Source organism: Gilliamella apis (assembly GCF_002142155.1).
Classification (GTDB): Bacteria; Pseudomonadota; Gammaproteobacteria; order Enterobacterales; family Orbaceae; genus Gilliamella; species Gilliamella apis.
In genome coordinates this window covers 16,670-32,026 of record NZ_NASD01000009.1, presented here as the reverse complement: position 1 = coordinate 32,026, position 15,357 = coordinate 16,670, and the positions used below count along the sequence as shown (strand labels likewise).

At 32.9% G+C, this 15,357-nt stretch carries 13 protein-coding genes; 10 read left to right on the top strand and 3 right to left on the bottom strand.

All coding sequences use genetic code 11. The annotated features are described in order from the left end of the window. Window positions 1-11 precede the first annotated feature (11 nt). Both pmrA and pmrB read left to right on the top strand, forming a co-directional pair. Complete coding sequence (gene pmrA, locus B6C84_RS05775) at window positions 12-674, top strand: two-component system response regulator PmrA (protein ID WP_034901372.1); 663 nt, start codon at window positions 12-14, stop codon at window positions 672-674. 32 nt (window positions 675-706) lie between these two features. After that, window positions 707-1,804 (top strand): two-component system sensor histidine kinase PmrB, encoded by a 1,098-nt coding sequence (gene pmrB, locus B6C84_RS05770; RefSeq protein ID WP_086320215.1) that lies wholly within the window; start codon window positions 707-709, stop codon window positions 1,802-1,804. On the opposite strand, the gene B6C84_RS05765 is transcribed toward pmrB, so the two are convergent. Next, on the bottom strand, window positions 1,776-2,396 hold the full coding sequence (locus tag B6C84_RS05765; protein ID WP_086320214.1) for a YrbL family protein: 621 nt from the start codon (window positions 2,394-2,396) through the stop codon (window positions 1,776-1,778). The genes pmrB and B6C84_RS05765 overlap by 29 nt on opposite strands. Window positions 2,397-2,671: 275 nt before the next feature. Between B6C84_RS05765 and rplM the strand changes: the two genes are divergently transcribed. The 8 genes from rplM (at window position 2,672) to glnE (ending at window position 13,751) form a co-directional block, all read left to right on the top strand. Then, complete coding sequence (gene rplM / locus B6C84_RS05760; protein WP_034901369.1) at window positions 2,672-3,100, top strand: 50S ribosomal protein L13; 429 nt, start codon at window positions 2,672-2,674, stop codon at window positions 3,098-3,100. An 11-nt stretch (window positions 3,101-3,111) separates the two neighbouring features. Continuing rightward, a complete protein-coding gene (rpsI, locus tag B6C84_RS05755; RefSeq protein WP_034901366.1) occupies window positions 3,112-3,504 on the top strand; it encodes a 30S ribosomal protein S9 in 393 nt (130 codons plus the stop codon). 302 nt (window positions 3,505-3,806) lie between these two features. Continuing rightward, a complete protein-coding gene (locus tag B6C84_RS05750; protein ID WP_065614286.1) occupies window positions 3,807-4,439 on the top strand; it encodes a glutathione S-transferase N-terminal domain-containing protein in 633 nt (210 codons plus the stop codon). A 50-nt stretch (window positions 4,440-4,489) separates the two neighbouring features. Next, window positions 4,490-4,900, top strand: a complete 411-nt coding sequence (locus B6C84_RS05745; RefSeq protein WP_065614285.1) for a ClpXP protease specificity-enhancing factor — start codon at window positions 4,490-4,492, stop codon at window positions 4,898-4,900. A gap of 204 nt (window positions 4,901-5,104) precedes the next feature. Further along, on the top strand, window positions 5,105-6,970 hold the full coding sequence (locus B6C84_RS05740) for an ABC transporter ATP-binding protein (protein WP_086320213.1): 1,866 nt from the start codon (window positions 5,105-5,107) through the stop codon (window positions 6,968-6,970). Further along, a complete protein-coding gene (locus B6C84_RS05735; RefSeq protein ID WP_217332091.1) occupies window positions 6,963-8,693 on the top strand; it encodes an ABC transporter ATP-binding protein in 1,731 nt (576 codons plus the stop codon). The genes B6C84_RS05740 and B6C84_RS05735 overlap by 8 nt, the downstream gene beginning before the upstream one ends. 67 nt (window positions 8,694-8,760) lie before the next feature. Then, window positions 8,761-9,678, top strand: coding sequence for a CYTH domain-containing protein (locus tag B6C84_RS05730; protein ID WP_086320211.1), 918 nt, complete (start codon window positions 8,761-8,763; stop codon window positions 9,676-9,678). A 1,229-nt stretch (window positions 9,679-10,907) separates the two neighbouring features. Next, window positions 10,908-13,751 (top strand): bifunctional [glutamate--ammonia ligase]-adenylyl-L-tyrosine phosphorylase/[glutamate--ammonia-ligase] adenylyltransferase, encoded by a 2,844-nt coding sequence (gene glnE / locus B6C84_RS05725; RefSeq protein ID WP_086320210.1) that lies wholly within the window; start codon window positions 10,908-10,910, stop codon window positions 13,749-13,751. Window positions 13,752-13,871: 120 nt separating this feature from the next. Here the strand turns inward: glnE and ttcA are convergent, their stop codons facing one another. Then, on the bottom strand, window positions 13,872-14,768 hold the full coding sequence (ttcA, locus tag B6C84_RS05720) for a tRNA 2-thiocytidine(32) synthetase TtcA (protein ID WP_065614280.1): 897 nt from the start codon (window positions 14,766-14,768) through the stop codon (window positions 13,872-13,874). Between the two features lie 14 nt (window positions 14,769-14,782). Then, on the bottom strand, window positions 14,783-15,355 hold the full coding sequence (gene yeiP, locus B6C84_RS05715; protein ID WP_034884126.1) for an elongation factor P-like protein YeiP: 573 nt from the start codon (window positions 15,353-15,355) through the stop codon (window positions 14,783-14,785). Between the last annotated feature and the right edge of the window lie 2 nt (window positions 15,356-15,357).

The window sequence follows — 15,357 nt, the reverse complement described above, 5'->3', positions numbered from 1 at the left end:
GTTGAACTATAATGAAAATACTTATAGTCGAAGACGATAGTTTATTACAAAAAGGGCTATACGATGGTATAACGTCTGATGGCTATGTTTGTGAAGTGGCATCTAATGGTAAGCAAGCGGAAGAACATATAGAGTTTTCGCAATTCAGTTTAATTATTCTTGATTTGGGACTGCCAGATTGCGATGGTTTAGATTTACTCACTCGTTGGCGTAAAAAACAAATTGAGGTTCCTGTTCTTATTTTAACTGCCCGCGATACTATTGAAGATAGAGTAGAAGGTTTAGATCTTGGTGCTGATGATTATTTAATTAAGCCTTTTGCTTTAACTGAATTACTAGCAAGAGTCAGGGCATTGATTCGTCGAAATCAAGGAACAGCTGATAATGTTATTAATTATGGTCCGATTAGCATTGATATTAAACGACAAACAGCGACATTAAATGGACAAGAAGTTATATTAACACCTAAAGAGTTTATTTTATTGTCTAGATTAATGTTAAAAGCTGGAGAAAAAGTACATCGTAATTTATTGCAAAATGATTTATATGATTGGCAAAGTGATCCTAGTTCAAATGTGCTTGAGGTTTATATTCATGCGTTACGAAATAAATTAGGTAAACATTTAATCAAAACTGTACGTGGATATGGTTATCAACTCAATATTGATAATTAGCTATTATTCTAAATTTAGTGAATGATAAATTTATGATTGAAAAATCCTTGACCAAGATCCGTCATAGTATTCGTTGGAATCTTTTTTTTACTTTAGGCGCTATTATGTTAATTTGCCAAATTATTACGGTATTTTGGTTATGGCATGAAAGTAAAGAGCAAATTGATGTTCTAGTTAATTTAACATTAAGTAAAAATAAAATCGACGAAGTAGTTGAGCACGAGGAGTTAGAGGCTATTTTTGCTCTGTTTTGTTCAGCTTTTTCTATGATGGCTGTGACATTATTTTTAGCTTATAAAGCTATTAAATGGATTACTAAACCTTTAGAGATTCTGGAAAAGGATCTAAATCAAAGAACCGCGGATAATCTTAAACCAATAAAACCAATTAGTAATATGCGCGAAATCAAATCGATTACACTGGTATTAAATAATTTATTTGAGAGACTCAATAATACTCTTTCGCAAGAACGTCTATTCACTGCCGATGTTGCTCATGAAATGCGAACACCATTGGCTGGTATTCGTCTGCATTTAGAATTACTTGAAGCAAAAAATAAAATTGATTGTCGTGAATTAATTGAACGTATAGATCGTTTAGTCAATACCGTAGAACAACTTTTAATGCTTGCTAGGGCTAGTCAAAAATTTACGTTAGGTCAGTATCAAAAAATTAATTTTTATGATGATATTCAAATGTCACTTTTTGATGAGTTAACTGAATTAACAGAACAGAAACAACAAACGATTGAATGGCAAATTACTAATAAGATTACTTTTAGTGGCGATGCTACTCTGATTCGTTTACTGATTCGCAATCTTGTTGAAAACAGTTATCGATATAGTCCGACTAAAAGTAAAATTACGATATGTTTTTATAAAGACATTCAAGATATTATTATTGCGGTTCAAGATGAAGGTTGTGGTATTGATGAATCAAAGACTGAAAATTTAACCCAAGCCTTCTTCCGAATGGATCGTAAACATAATGGAATAGGACTTGGCTTAAGTATCGTTAATCGAATTACTAAATTACATCATGGGCAATTTACATTAAGAAATCGGCAGGACCGTCAAACAGGGACTATTGCCGAAGTTAGACTTAATGATTCACTTCATCAATTAACTTAGTTATTAAATTGTTATATTGATTTTCTTTAATAAGTGATGACAAAAAACGTTGCCAAGTGCGTTCTATTTTTGCTTTGGCAAAAAATCCGACATAATTAGCAATCGGAATAAAGGTTGAATTACCTATATTATCAATAATGATTAAGCGATTGTTTTCAGATGACAAATGCTGAAATAAAATATTTTTACTCTTGATTGTCATGGTAATAATTCGATCTTTTAATAACGCTGTTTTTAATGCTTTAAGTGATACAACTAACTCACTATAATATTGTTGAGTTAATTGTTCGTGAAAGAGATATTTTTCTAACGGTGTAGCAATTTTCCCATCATAGTCCCTAATTAATTCAAAAACATGTCCTTGTCCAAAATTAGTTGTTACTGAGCCATAATATTTTGCTAAAACATCCCACGATATTTTGCGTTTTATAAGATGTTTATAATAAGCAATTTCACGGTTTGTTTCCTCTTCGGCACCATCATTATAATTCACTTTGATACATTTATTCGGATCATCTGGATGGTGGTAGCACTTTCTATGTAGTCCTTTGCTTATATAATCTTTTTCGGTAAGTTGAATTAATTTTTTCATCAATTGATATCGTGTAATTAAAGGTTAACTAAAAGTGTAGCAGTTACTGTTTTTTATCGCTATGGTTTTTTTATTATAAGTTCTAGCGCTTTTATAATATTTCTGTATAATATTGCCACCCACGTTACAACAGTGTTCTTCCCAACACTGTTTTCGATTGTCAAAATTAGTATAGCAACTTGAAGGGGTTAGTTAGTTAATAGTAGCAATCAAAAAGTGTAAATAAATCAAATGATTTATTAACGTGAGATTAATTAAAATTTGGATAAATACGAATGAGTACTTTTTCAGCTAAACCAGAAACAGTTAAACGCGACTGGTATGTTGTTGATGCAGCAGGTAAAACGTTAGGTCGTTTAGCTACTGAAATCGCAAGCCGTTTGCGTGGTAAACACAAAGCAGAATATACACCACATGTTGATACAGGTGACTATATTATCGTTATCAATGCAGAAAAAGTTGCTGTAACAGGCAAAAAACGCACTGATAAGATCTATTATCGTCATACTGGTTACATCGGTGGACTTAAAGAAGCGACTTTTAAAGAAATGATTGAACGTCATCCTGAACAAGTCATCGAAATTGCTGTAAAAGGCATGTTACCGAAAGGTCCTCTTGGTCGTGCAATGTACCGTAAACTAAAAGTTTATGCAGGTAGTGAGCACAATCATGCGGCACAACAACCGCAAGTATTAGATATTTAAGGGGATAGAAGATGGCTGATAATCAATATTACGGTACAGGTCGCCGCAAAAGTTCCGCTGCTCGAGTGTTTATCAAACCAGGTAGTGGAAATATCGTTATTAATAAACGTTCATTAGAGCAATACTTCGGTCGTGATACAGCTCGTATGGTTGTTATGCAACCGCTTGAGTTAGTTGAAATGACTGACAAACTTGATCTTTACATCACTGTTAAAGGTGGTGGTATTTCAGGTCAAGCTGGTGCAATTCGTCACGGTATTACTCGTGCATTAATGGAATATGATGAAACTTTACGATCTTCATTACGTCAAGCGGGCTTTGTTACTCGTGATGCGCGTCAAGTTGAACGTAAAAAAGTGGGTCTACGCAAAGCTCGTCGTCGTCCACAATTCAGCAAACGTTAATTGCTACGTTACAAATTTGTTTCAAAAACCCAGCGCAAGCTGGGTTTTTTTTCTGTTTTATTTATTACTATATAAATTTAGATAACAACCACCTAAATAAAAATAATTTATTATTATTCAATATGATATATCATAAATATTTTATTCTCATCTAAAAATATAATCTTTTTCTAAGACGAAAAAAATACAAATCTGAGAAAAAACAAAAAGAAAATTCATTTTTTTTAACAAATTTGTTATCCAATTTGCTAGAATAGCAATCATATAATAACTTATTTTAAATTTGCATATTTGGAGTGAACATGGTTGTTGCTGTTAATAAACGTTCTGTAATGACATTATTTTGTGATACAACAGATATTTATGGCCATCAGATTCGTTTTGTGTTGGCAGAAAAAGGGGTAACAGCTGAAATTGAGTTTGTTACGGCAAATAATCTACCTCAAGAATTATTGGATCTAAATCCTTATGGTTCAATTCCAACACTAATTGATCGTGACCTTACCTTATATGAACCACATATTGCATTAGAATATTTAGATGAACGTTTTCCTCATCCACCGCTAATGCCTGTTTACCCAATTGTAAGAGCGAATTCTCGATTAACCATGTATCGCATTAAGAAAGAATGGTATAGCGCTTACGAAACAATTTTAGCTAATCCGGACAGCGAAGCAGCTAAACAAGCACGTAAAAATTTACTTGATGATCTAGTATCAATCTCGATAATGTTTAAAGAAAAAGATTACTTTATGAGTGATGATTTTACATTATGTGATTGTTATTTTGCTCCTCTACTTTGGCGTTTACCTATGATTGGTATTGAGTTGCCAAAAATAGCCGAGAAGAATTATCTTGCTTATATGGCTCGCATTTTTGAACGTCCAGCTTTTATAAGCTCTTTAACTGAAGATGAAAAGAAAATTAGAGCGTAATAGTTTATTTTTTATCTAACGACAGATTAGCAATTAAATAAGGTACCGTTATGGAACTTGATAACATGACTCCACGTCGTCCTTATATCTTTAGGGCTTTTTATGACTGGATCTTAGATAATGAATTAACTCCGTATATTGTGGTTGATACTTCTGTATATGGCGTATTAGTTCCGCAAGAGTTTATAAAAGATAATCAAATAGTTCTTAATATTGCTCCACAATCGGTTGGCCAATATTTAGTTAATAATGAACAAATCGAATTTAATGCTAGGTTTTCTGGTATACCTCAACATATTGTTGTACCCATGGCGGCTATTGAAGCTATTTATGCTCGTGAAAATGGTGTTGGTATGGGATTTGAGGATGAACCATATTATAAAGCTCTCAGAGAAGGTGCGAATAAACCAGCAGAAAATGTTAAACCGAAGCCAGTTAATCCTTTCCGAGTTGTCAAATAATTATTCTTAATTACAAGAATAATCAAATTTTTCACTATCTTATTTACAATATTATTATTTAGTCATAAATAGGATAGTCTTTTTTTGTCTGTAATATCTATAATAGTAATAGCTAAGATAAATCAAAGTAGGGGCAAAAGTAATTGTTATTTTAAAATTTATAACTGATAATGATTATTATTACCACAATGGAGTGTTCATTTTATGAAAACGTGTAATAACAATCCTACTTCTCGTCTTTGGCAACTTGCTTTTCGATATAAAATACTTATCATTTTATCTTGTTTATTTTCAATCTTAAGCGTTGCTACTGCTTTTATTCCTTTTATTTCAGTATATTACATTGTTTATGAAATTATTATCAGTCTAACCAACAACACAACATTAAATAATGAACTTATTATCGATTATGGGTGGGTAGCTTTTATTGCTGCGGCATCATCTATATTTTTAAATTTTGTTGCACTTTGTCTCTCGCATATTGCTGCGTTTAAAACGCTTTATCATTTAAAATACAATTTTATTCGATACTTATCATGTTTGCCTCTTGGATTTTACACTAAACATTCAAGTGGTGAATTACGAAAAATTGTTGATGATGATATTGAAAAAATAGAGATTTTTATTGCACACCAGCTGCCCGATATGATTGGCTCATTTGCTACTCCAATTATTATTTTTATTATTTTAGCCATTTTCGACTGGCGTTTAGGCTTGGCAACATTGGTACCAATCATTTTAGCTTATATTGTTTTGAAAAGCGGTTATCGTCGTAAAGAAATTAAAAACAATATGCAAGAGTTCCAAACCCGATTAATTGATATGAGTAATGCATCAGTTGAATATATTCGTGGTATAACAGTGGTTAAAGCTTTTAATCAAACTTTCTTTTCTTTTAAACGCTTTTATGAATCGATCAAAGCTTATCAACAATATTGCCTTAAGTTTATAGATTGTTTTAAATATCATATGGCACTATTTTTGCTCATATTAAATAATATCTATCTTTTTATTATTCCAGTAATGATTTTATTACTAGGTACAACAGAAAATTATGCCAATTTTATTTTGTCATCTATTTTCTATTTAATTTTCTCATTAGCTTTACCTGCGCCTTTTTTCAAACTTTTATATGTATCACAAGGTTTTCAAAGAGCAGTTAAAAGTGTTGAAAATATGGATAATGTCCTCAATATAAAATCATTGGCTGAACCTGAATCAGGTCTTGAAGTTGATAATTATGACATTTGTTTTAATGATGTTACATTCTCTTATAATGAGAATAAAGATAATGATTCTTTAGAAAGTAATGCCCTCAATCACATCTCTTTTACTGCCAAACAAGGAACAACGACCGCATTAGTTGGGCTTTCTGGTAGTGGCAAAAGTACCATTTCATTACTTATTCCGCGCTTTTTTGATCCTAGAGAAGGATCAATAACCATTGGTGGTATAGATATCAAACAAATGAGTAGTGAATATTTATTGTCATTAGTTAGCTTTGTGTTCCAAGATGTTTTTCTTTTTAAGCAAACAATTTTAGATAATATTAAAATCGGCAAACCAGACGCCGATCTAGACGAAGTTATTGCCGCGTCTAAAGCTGCTCAGTGTCATGATTTTATTGAAAAATTACCAGATGGCTATCAGTCTGTAATAGGCTCTAAAGGATTGCATTTGTCTGGTGGAGAAATGCAACGATTAGCAATTGCTCGAGCATTACTAAAAAACTCACCTATATTGATTCTTGATGAGGCTACATCTTTTGCTGATCCTGAAAATGAATACAAAATTCAACTTGCCTTAAAAGTATTAATGGAAGGTAAAACCGTTATTATGATTGCTCATCGTCTATCAACAATAAAAGATGCCGATCAAATTGTGGTATTAGATAAAGGAAGTATTGTTGAAAAAGGAACCCACCAACAACTTATTGATAAACAAAATACCTATTACAAAATGTGGCAATATTACAGACAAACATTAGATTGGCAAATGGATCAGCCAAAATCTGCTAAAAATTGTCATTCAGATCACTCTTGTCATAATGATGGAGTTGCACATGTTTAAAAAAATATTGATGTTGTCAGATATAGAAAGTAAAAATCTTAATCAAGCTATCATTGCTTGTACCTTATCCAATTTGACATTAATGTTGCCCTTTGTAATTTTATTACAGGTAATCATGTTGTTAATTGAGCCTTTAACTAACCAAATACCAGTGAATGTTTATTATCTTTGGATAATGGCAGGCTTAGGCGTGTTATCGGCAATTTTGTTCTTAATCTGTTATAAAAGAGAATATAAAAAGACTTACGCTAATGCTTTTGGTCAAGCGGCTAATACTAGAATTGCGGTTGCTGAAAAACTTCGCAAATTACCACTAAGCTTTTTTAATCGAAAAGATCTTTCTGAACTTACTGCAAATATTATGGGTGATTGTGCGGTTATTGAAAATATGCTTAGTCACGTTATACCGCAATTAATAGGATATTCCGTTAGTAGTCTAATAACTTGTTGCTTATTAGCATTCTATGATTGGCGGATGGCTGCAGCTATTTTTTGTACTCTGCCGATTGCTATTATTATTGTTGTTGCCGGTAAAAGACTCGAACAAAAATTGGGTGAAAAACATGTTCAAGCTAAATTAGCTGTTTCCGATGAGGTTCAAGAATATCTCGATGGTATAAAAATCATAAAAGGTTTTGGGTTAAGTGGTAAAAAATTCCAGCGCTTAGATAAAGCTTTGAAAAATATGATGTGGGCATCAATTAAGTTTGAAGGAATAGGTGGAATTATTGTTACTTTGTCTACTATGACATTACAAGTGGGTCTAGGTATTGTTGTTTTACTCGGAGTAACTTTAATGGTTTCTGGAAGTTTGGATCCAATTACTTTTATTGCCTTTGTAATTATTAGCTCACGAATTTATAGTCCTTTAATTTCAGTTTTAACATTATTACCTGAACTGTTCTATATGCTGGTTTCTATCGATAGAATGAAGAGTCTGCAAAATGAACCTATTATGGAAGGTAAAGATGAGGTGACTTTTACTAATTATAATATCAATATTGATCAGATTAATTTTTCCTATAACCAGACAAGTGTTATTAATAATGTAAGTTGCACTATACCTGAAGGAAAAATGACAGCACTAGTTGGGCCATCTGGTAGTGGTAAAAGTACCTTATTACAGTTGATTGCTCGTTTTTGGGATGTAAATTCAGGAAAAATCACCATCGGTAATCAGGATATAAAACAGATTGATCCTGAAACCTTGATGCACTCCATGGCCTTTGTTTTTCAACAGGTAGTATTATTTGATGATACCATCATGAATAATATTCGAATTGGTAGGCATAATGCTACTGATGAAGAGGTAAAACTAGCGGCTAAAATCGCTAGATGTGATGAGCTAGTAGCTCGATTACCTGATGGTTGGAATACATTAATTGGTGAAAACGGTAGTAAACTTTCTGGCGGTGAACGGCAACGTATCTCGATTGCGAGAGCATTATTAAAAAATGCACCTATTATTTTGCTTGATGAAGCTACCGCTTCTTTGGATCCCGAAAATGAAGTTTATATTCAAGAAGCCATTGCTAATCTAGTAAAAGATAGAACTGTCATTGTTATTGCTCATCGCTTAAAAACTATCATTGGTGCGGATAATATTATTGTCTTAGATCAAGGTTCAATTGTAGAACAAGGCAATTATCAGCAATTAATGGCTAAAAATGGCTTATTTACTAAGCTTTATAGCCTACAAAAACAGACATTGTCTATTAATTAGTGATTGGCTATATTTCTGAAAATAATCAGTATATCATATAACAAAATAACTGATAAAAAACAGACAAATGAGTAATGAAATTGAATTAAAGTTTCAAATCAATCAAAGTGATATAGAGCAGTTACGAAATTACTTAAATCAATGGGTTTGTTGTGATGAAGCCGAGTTTTCATCGCAACAACATTTGGTTAATCAATTAAATCTGACTAACACTTATTACGATACTGAAGATCATTTTTTACGACTTAATGGTTGTGGTCTTCGAATTCGAACTACAGAAACTGAGCAAAGTAAGTGTTTTGAAATTACCTTAAAATCAAAAGGTAATTCTGTAGGTGGATTACATGAACGCATTGAAATTAACCAACCTTTACCTAATGATAAGCTCGATTTAAGTGTCCTACCGAAAGAGGCATTACCTAATGGGTTAACGCAGTTAAGGCCTCTTTTTACCACCAATTTTAAACGGCAAACTTGGCTGATTTCATTTGCCAATAGCGAAATTGAAGTTGCTTTAGATTTGGGGCAAATTACCTCAAATGGTCTATCTATGCCAATACAAGAGGTAGAGTTAGAAATCAAACAAGGCAATAAGCAAGATTTGCTCAACTTTGCGATCGAATTAAGTCGCTTTAACTTACATCTATTTTCTCAGAGTAAGGCTTCTCGGGGCTATCGTTTATTAGATAACTTAACCTTAACTCCTACTATTCTTTCCTCACAAATTGAGCAAGATTTAGCCGGTCTACTAAACTTTTGGCAACAAAATGAAGAATATGCTTTAGCAAATAATGATTTAATTTTTTATAAACAGCTACTTATTCAAATAAACGAGATACTTATTAACCAAAATCTGCAAATTGAGCCTGAATTTAAACAGTGGCAAATGGCGATACCATTTATTGACTCGATTAAACAGTTTGCTTATTGCGAGGTGAATAACAAGTTCAAATTGTTGTTAATGGCTGAAATAAATAAAAAATAGGTATACGAATTAAAATGAAAACAACCCTCTTCAAATTACCACTATTATTAGTGGTATTTTATTGGTTATTATATAGTGTTTTTACCGTTATTTATCTTACCAAATTTGATAACGATTTTATATCGTTATATGTTGGGACTGATCAAATTGCCTTGAAAATTGTTAAGCAAGTTTTAATCAATTTTTTACTTCAAATACCTAATTCAGTAATTCTTTTTACTATTTCCACAATAGCATTTAATCAGTATTCCATTTCCATAATTAATCGGAAAAACATTATTAATACCTTCTTAGTTGCCATATTTATTGTATTAAGCTACATGGTTTTTCGCTGGAGTTACTACTCTTATAGTTATGATTGGATTGTGTCTAAACTAAGATTTTTAAATATCAAAGATGGAGATAATTTTTCGGCATATATATTTCATCTCGCAGAGCATCTCATTTTCTATTTTTTTATAACACTTTGTACTTATCTTAGTATTAAATTATGCAAAAAAAATTATATTTGTAACGAAATCATATTAACCGAAACAGAAAGTCAAAAGTTACATATGGTGTTATTCATCTGTTTTTATAACTGTTTCTTTATAACCATGTCATATTTGTTGCTTTTCGATGGTATGTATTACAGTTTAAGTAACCTGATTTTCTCTATAGTCTTATTGGCGATATTTTTATCAATAGTAAATTTAATTGGTTATTTCTTGCTAAGAAAATGCTTTACAGCAGTAACAGAAATTTTGGCCTTAAAAAAGGTAATTTTTAGTTCGCTTATTACCTTTATATTAAACTGCCTTTTATTAATACTTATTCTATACATTTACAACTATATCTATAATTTCCTACCATTCGATATTATCTCTAATACTTTTAAATTGTTCTACTTATGGATGTTTTTAATTACTTTGTTGATTTCAAGTTGTTTATTGGTAAGAAAGATGACAAAGTTGTTTTTTGATAAACATTAACCCGCTATTCGAATCAAAGAATATAATATTGTTATTGGCCGTTACGTTATAACCAATAACAATGATAAGGTAAACAAGCAATATAAGACCTAACGATAGTCAGCAGTTATAGTTTTATCGGTAAACAGATTGCGAAAAAGTATCAATACTGTTTTTCACGATTTGTTTAATAAAAAGATAGGTGAACTTAAAAAGTCATTTATAATAGTTAATTAGGTGATTTCATCAACATGTAACTATTTTAAGTGAGTGCTTATTATGTCTCAGCCTATATCGCTAGCTTCACCATTAATTGCTCAGCAAAAACAGAAAATTATCTCCCAATTGTCACAATGTGATGCAAAAGAGGTGCTCGATAACCTTGATATTTTGCTGCAAAGTGATTTTCTGGTTGATGCTTTTTATCGATTTCCCGAGTGGCTGACAGATATTATTACTTACCCCCCTCAAGCTGATGAAAGATGTTTCTATCAACAATGGTTAAATGAAAGACTAGTATCAGTATTTGATGAATTAGCTCTAATGAAAGTATTAAGATTATTTAGGCGTTATATTCTGATAAGGCTTGAATGGTCACAATTAACCCGCACAAGTAGTGATGAGCAGATTTTATTACAACTCTCGCAGTTAGCTGAAGTGATTATTGTCACTGCACGAGATTGGCTTTATGAACTAAGTTGTAAAGAATGGGGAACTCCCTATAATTCACAGGGACAAGCTCAGCCATTACTTATCCTAGGTATGGGGAAATTAGGTGGTGGAGAACTTAATTTTTCCTCCGATATTGATCTTATTTTTACCTACCCTGAGCATGGTCAAACACAAGGTGGCCGGCGAGAATTAGACAATGCAGTGTTTTTTACCCGCTTGGGACAACGTCTAATAAAAGCTTTAGACCAAATTACCGAAGATGGTTTTGTTTACCGCGTTGATATGCGTTTACGTCCGCTTGGCGATGGCGGTCCGCTGGTCTTGAGTTTTTCCGCGATGGAAGACTATTATCAAGAACAGGGGAGAGACTGGGAACGTTACGCTATGGTAAAAGCGAAAATACTAGGCGATCAGCAAGATCCTTACATCAAAGAACTCTATCAAATGCTAAAACCTTTTGTTTACCGTCGTTATATTGATTTCAGTGTATTACAATCATTGCGCAATATGAAAAGCATGATTGAACGCGAAGTTCGTCGTCGAGGTTTAACCAATAATATCAAACTTGGTGCAGGTGGTATTCGTGAAATTGAATTTATTGTACAAGTTTTTCAACTTATACGAGGTGGACGTGTTGTAGGTCTACAAACTCGCTCATTATTAAATGCCTTACAAGTAATAGAACAAGAATCGTTACTTAGTGTTAATGAAGTAGATACTTTACGAGAAAATTACTTTTTCTTACGCCGTTGTGAAAATTTACTCCAAGCTATACATGACGAGCAAACTCAGACATTGCCTGAAGATGAGCTGGATCGAATGCGTATAGCCACAAGTATGAACTTTAATGATTGGCATGAATTTGAAGCAGATCTTGCTAAAAGAATGCATTTTAATAGGCAAGTATTTAACCAACTTATCGGTGAAGATACATCTGAATCCGCATCTAATTCTAAACAATACAACTACCAATTTGATGATCTTTGGGTCCCAGATTTACAATTAGGTGATGTTACCTCTGTACTAACTTCTTACTCAGATGATGATGCTGAAAAACTATATCAAATGCTTTGTCAGTTTCGTGATGATATTGGTAAACGGACAATTGGGGTACGAGGTCGTGAAATACTTGACCAATTAATGCCACGATTATTGGAGTTGGTTTGTAATGATAAAAACACATTAGTACTATTATCACGAATTTTACCCTTATTAGTTAATATTGTTAGCCGAACAACTTATTTAGAATTACTACTTGAATACCCAACCGCATTGAAGCAACTAATTCGATTATGTAGTGCTTCGCCAATGATTAGTGAGCAACTTGCTCATTATCCAATCTTATTAGATGAACTAATAGATATTAATTCTCTTTATCAAACTGTTGCACCTAATGAATACAAAAGCGAACTTTATCAATATTTACTGAGAATTCAGGTTGATGATGAAGAACAACAACTTGAGGCATTAAGGCAGTTCAAACAGATGCAACTACTGCATATAGCTGCTGCTGATGTTGAACAAGTATTAAATACTATGAAAGTAAGCGATCATTTGACCTATGTTGCAGAATCACTAATTGATTTTGTTGTGCAAATGGCATGGAATCAAATGGTTGCTCGTTATGGAAAACCCACACATTTAACTGACAATCAAAAAGGATTGGTTATTATTGCTTATGGCAAATTAGGTGGTTGGGAATTGGGTTATGGTTCTGATTTAGATCTGGTATTTCTTCACGACTGTCCAGCCGATAGCATGACCAATGGGGATAAACAAATTGATAGCCGCCAATTTTACTTGCGATTGGTGCAGCGAATCATTCACCTATTTAATGTCCGCACCAGCTTTGGAATTCTCTATGAAGTTGATGTTCGTTTACGTCCACAAGGTGATGCTGGTTTATTAGCTTGTAGTTTAAATGCATTTTATGACTATCAAATGCATGAAGCTTGGACATGGGAGCATCAAGCACTGGTTCGAGCAAGAGCTGTTTATGGTGAAATAGATCTTATTAAACGCTTTAACCAAATCAGACATGATGTTCTATGTAAAAAACGTGAGGAAAATATATTAAAAACCGAAGTCCGAGAGATGCGTGAAAAGATGCGAGCCCATTTAGGTACTACTGAATCTCATCGGTTTAATTTGAAAATTGATGAAGGCGGTATTGGTGATATTGAATTCTTATCTCAATATCTGGTACTTAATTATGCTCATCAATATCCTAAAATGACAACATGGAGTGATAACGTACGGATTTTAGAATTAGCGGCAAATTATCAAATTATGGATAGCCAAGAAGCTGAACAATTAACTAAAGCATATATTGATATGCGTAATGAAATTCATCAATTATCATTACAACTTTTACCTAGCACCGTTGATGATTCCTGTTTTAAATCAGAAAAACAGATTGTTAATCAAAGCTGGTTAAAATGGCTTAAATAATAATTAGCCTGAATATAATTATGATTAATTAAGATCGTTAATAAATATAAATTTTGGATGAATTATCGGCGATATAGATTATCACCGATAAAAAGAAAATTTATAGAGAATAGCTAATTGCTAGTTAGCCTCTTTCCACAGAATTAGATCTTGATCGTCGAGTTCTGACGCATCAAATCCGACCATGGCTGGCAATTCTTCACGGTCAAAGGCTAAATCGCCACCATTGATATCAATATCACCTTTCTTAATCCCTTTGAAATCGTAAAGATTGGTATCACATAAATGCGAAAGGGTAATATTTTGTGTAGCACGAAACATTGTTTCGATACGGCCAGGAAATTTCTTATCCCAATCATTTAGCATCTCTTTGATCACTTGCCGTTGTAAATTAGGCTGTGAACCACAAAGATTACAAGGAATGATAGGAAACTGTTTTATTTCAGCATATTTTGCAATATCTTTCTCTTTGCAATATGCAAGAGGTCGAATAATAATATGCTCACCTGAATCATTCATCAATTTAGGTGGCATAGCCTTAAGTTTGCCGCCATAAAACATATTTAAAAACAAGGTTTCCAAAATGTCATCACGATGATGTCCAAGCGCTATTTTGGTTGCACCAAGTTCAGTTGCAGTGCGATATAAAATACCACGTCGAAGCCGAGAACAGAGTGAACATGTAGTTTTGCCTTCAGGGATTTTTTCTTTAACAATACCATAAGTATTTTCTTGAACAATTTTATATTCAATACCTAAGGATTCTAGGTATTGAGGTAAAACATGCTCTGGAAATCCTGGCTGTTTCTGATCTAAATTAACGGCAACTAATTCAAATTGCACTGGAGCACTGATTTTTAAATTAATAAGAATGTCTAGCAATGTATAACTATCTTTACCGCCTGATAAACAGACCATTATACGATCGCCTTCTTCAATCATATTAAAATCAGCGATTGCTTCGCCAGTAAGACGGCGTAAGCGTTTATGTAATTTATTTTGATTGTATGTATTCATCACGATTTAATTGATTATTCCGCTCGGCTCATATATCGGCGTTCAGCAATATGAATTTTAACTTTTTCGTGGTTATCAATATATTCAGGTACTTGAATAACAAGACCAGTAGAGAGTGTGGCCGGTTTAGTGCGTGCACTTGCCGACGCACCTTTAATACTTGGCGACGTTTCAATGATTTCAAGTTCAACTGTTTGTGGTAATTCTAAAGCCACAACTTCACTTTCAGCCATTAAAACTTGAATGCCATCCATACCACCTTCAGGGATAAATAGCAGTTCTTCTTCAATTTGATCTTTCTTAAAAATAAACGGCGTATAGTCTTCATTATCCATAAACACATATTCATCACCGTCAATATAAGAAAAGCTAACAGGGCGTCGAAATAATTCGATAGTATCTAAAATATCATCACCTTTAAAACGTTCTTCAACTTTACCGCCAGATTTCACATCGGTAAAACGCATTTTATAAAGGGTACTAGCACCACGTGCACTAGGACTTTGAACATCAATCTCTTTCACCAATAATAGTTTGCCATTATAGGTGACCGCATCACCACGTTTTATTTCATTTGCTTTAGCCATAA

Bases quoted from the DNA above. Each gene is read 5' to 3' on its own strand.
- B6C84_RS05745 (WP_065614285.1), top strand. From the start codon at position 4,490: ATGGAACTTGATAACATGACTCCACGTCGTCCTTATATCTTTAGGGCT.
- yeiP (WP_034884126.1), bottom strand. From the start codon at position 15,355: ATGGCTAAAGCAAATGAAATAAAACGTGGTGATGCGGTCACCTATAAT.
- rpsI (WP_034901366.1), top strand. From the start codon at position 3,112: ATGGCTGATAATCAATATTACGGTACAGGTCGCCGCAAAAGTTCCGCT.
- ttcA (WP_065614280.1), bottom strand. From the start codon at position 14,768: ATGAATACATACAATCAAAATAAATTACATAAACGCTTACGCCGTCTT.
- rplM (WP_034901369.1), top strand. From the start codon at position 2,672: ATGAGTACTTTTTCAGCTAAACCAGAAACAGTTAAACGCGACTGGTAT.
- B6C84_RS05735 (WP_217332091.1), top strand. From the start codon at position 6,963: ATGTTTAAAAAAATATTGATGTTGTCAGATATAGAAAGTAAAAATCTT.
- B6C84_RS05740 (WP_086320213.1), top strand. From the start codon at position 5,105: ATGAAAACGTGTAATAACAATCCTACTTCTCGTCTTTGGCAACTTGCT.
- B6C84_RS05730 (WP_086320211.1), top strand. From the start codon at position 8,761: ATGAGTAATGAAATTGAATTAAAGTTTCAAATCAATCAAAGTGATATA.
- glnE (WP_086320210.1), top strand. From the start codon at position 10,908: ATGTCTCAGCCTATATCGCTAGCTTCACCATTAATTGCTCAGCAAAAA.
- pmrA (WP_034901372.1), top strand. From the start codon at position 12: ATGAAAATACTTATAGTCGAAGACGATAGTTTATTACAAAAAGGGCTA.
- B6C84_RS05765 (WP_086320214.1), bottom strand. From the start codon at position 2,396: ATGAAAAAATTAATTCAACTTACCGAAAAAGATTATATAAGCAAAGGA.
- B6C84_RS05750 (WP_065614286.1), top strand. From the start codon at position 3,807: ATGGTTGTTGCTGTTAATAAACGTTCTGTAATGACATTATTTTGTGAT.
- pmrB (WP_086320215.1), top strand. From the start codon at position 707: ATGATTGAAAAATCCTTGACCAAGATCCGTCATAGTATTCGTTGGAAT.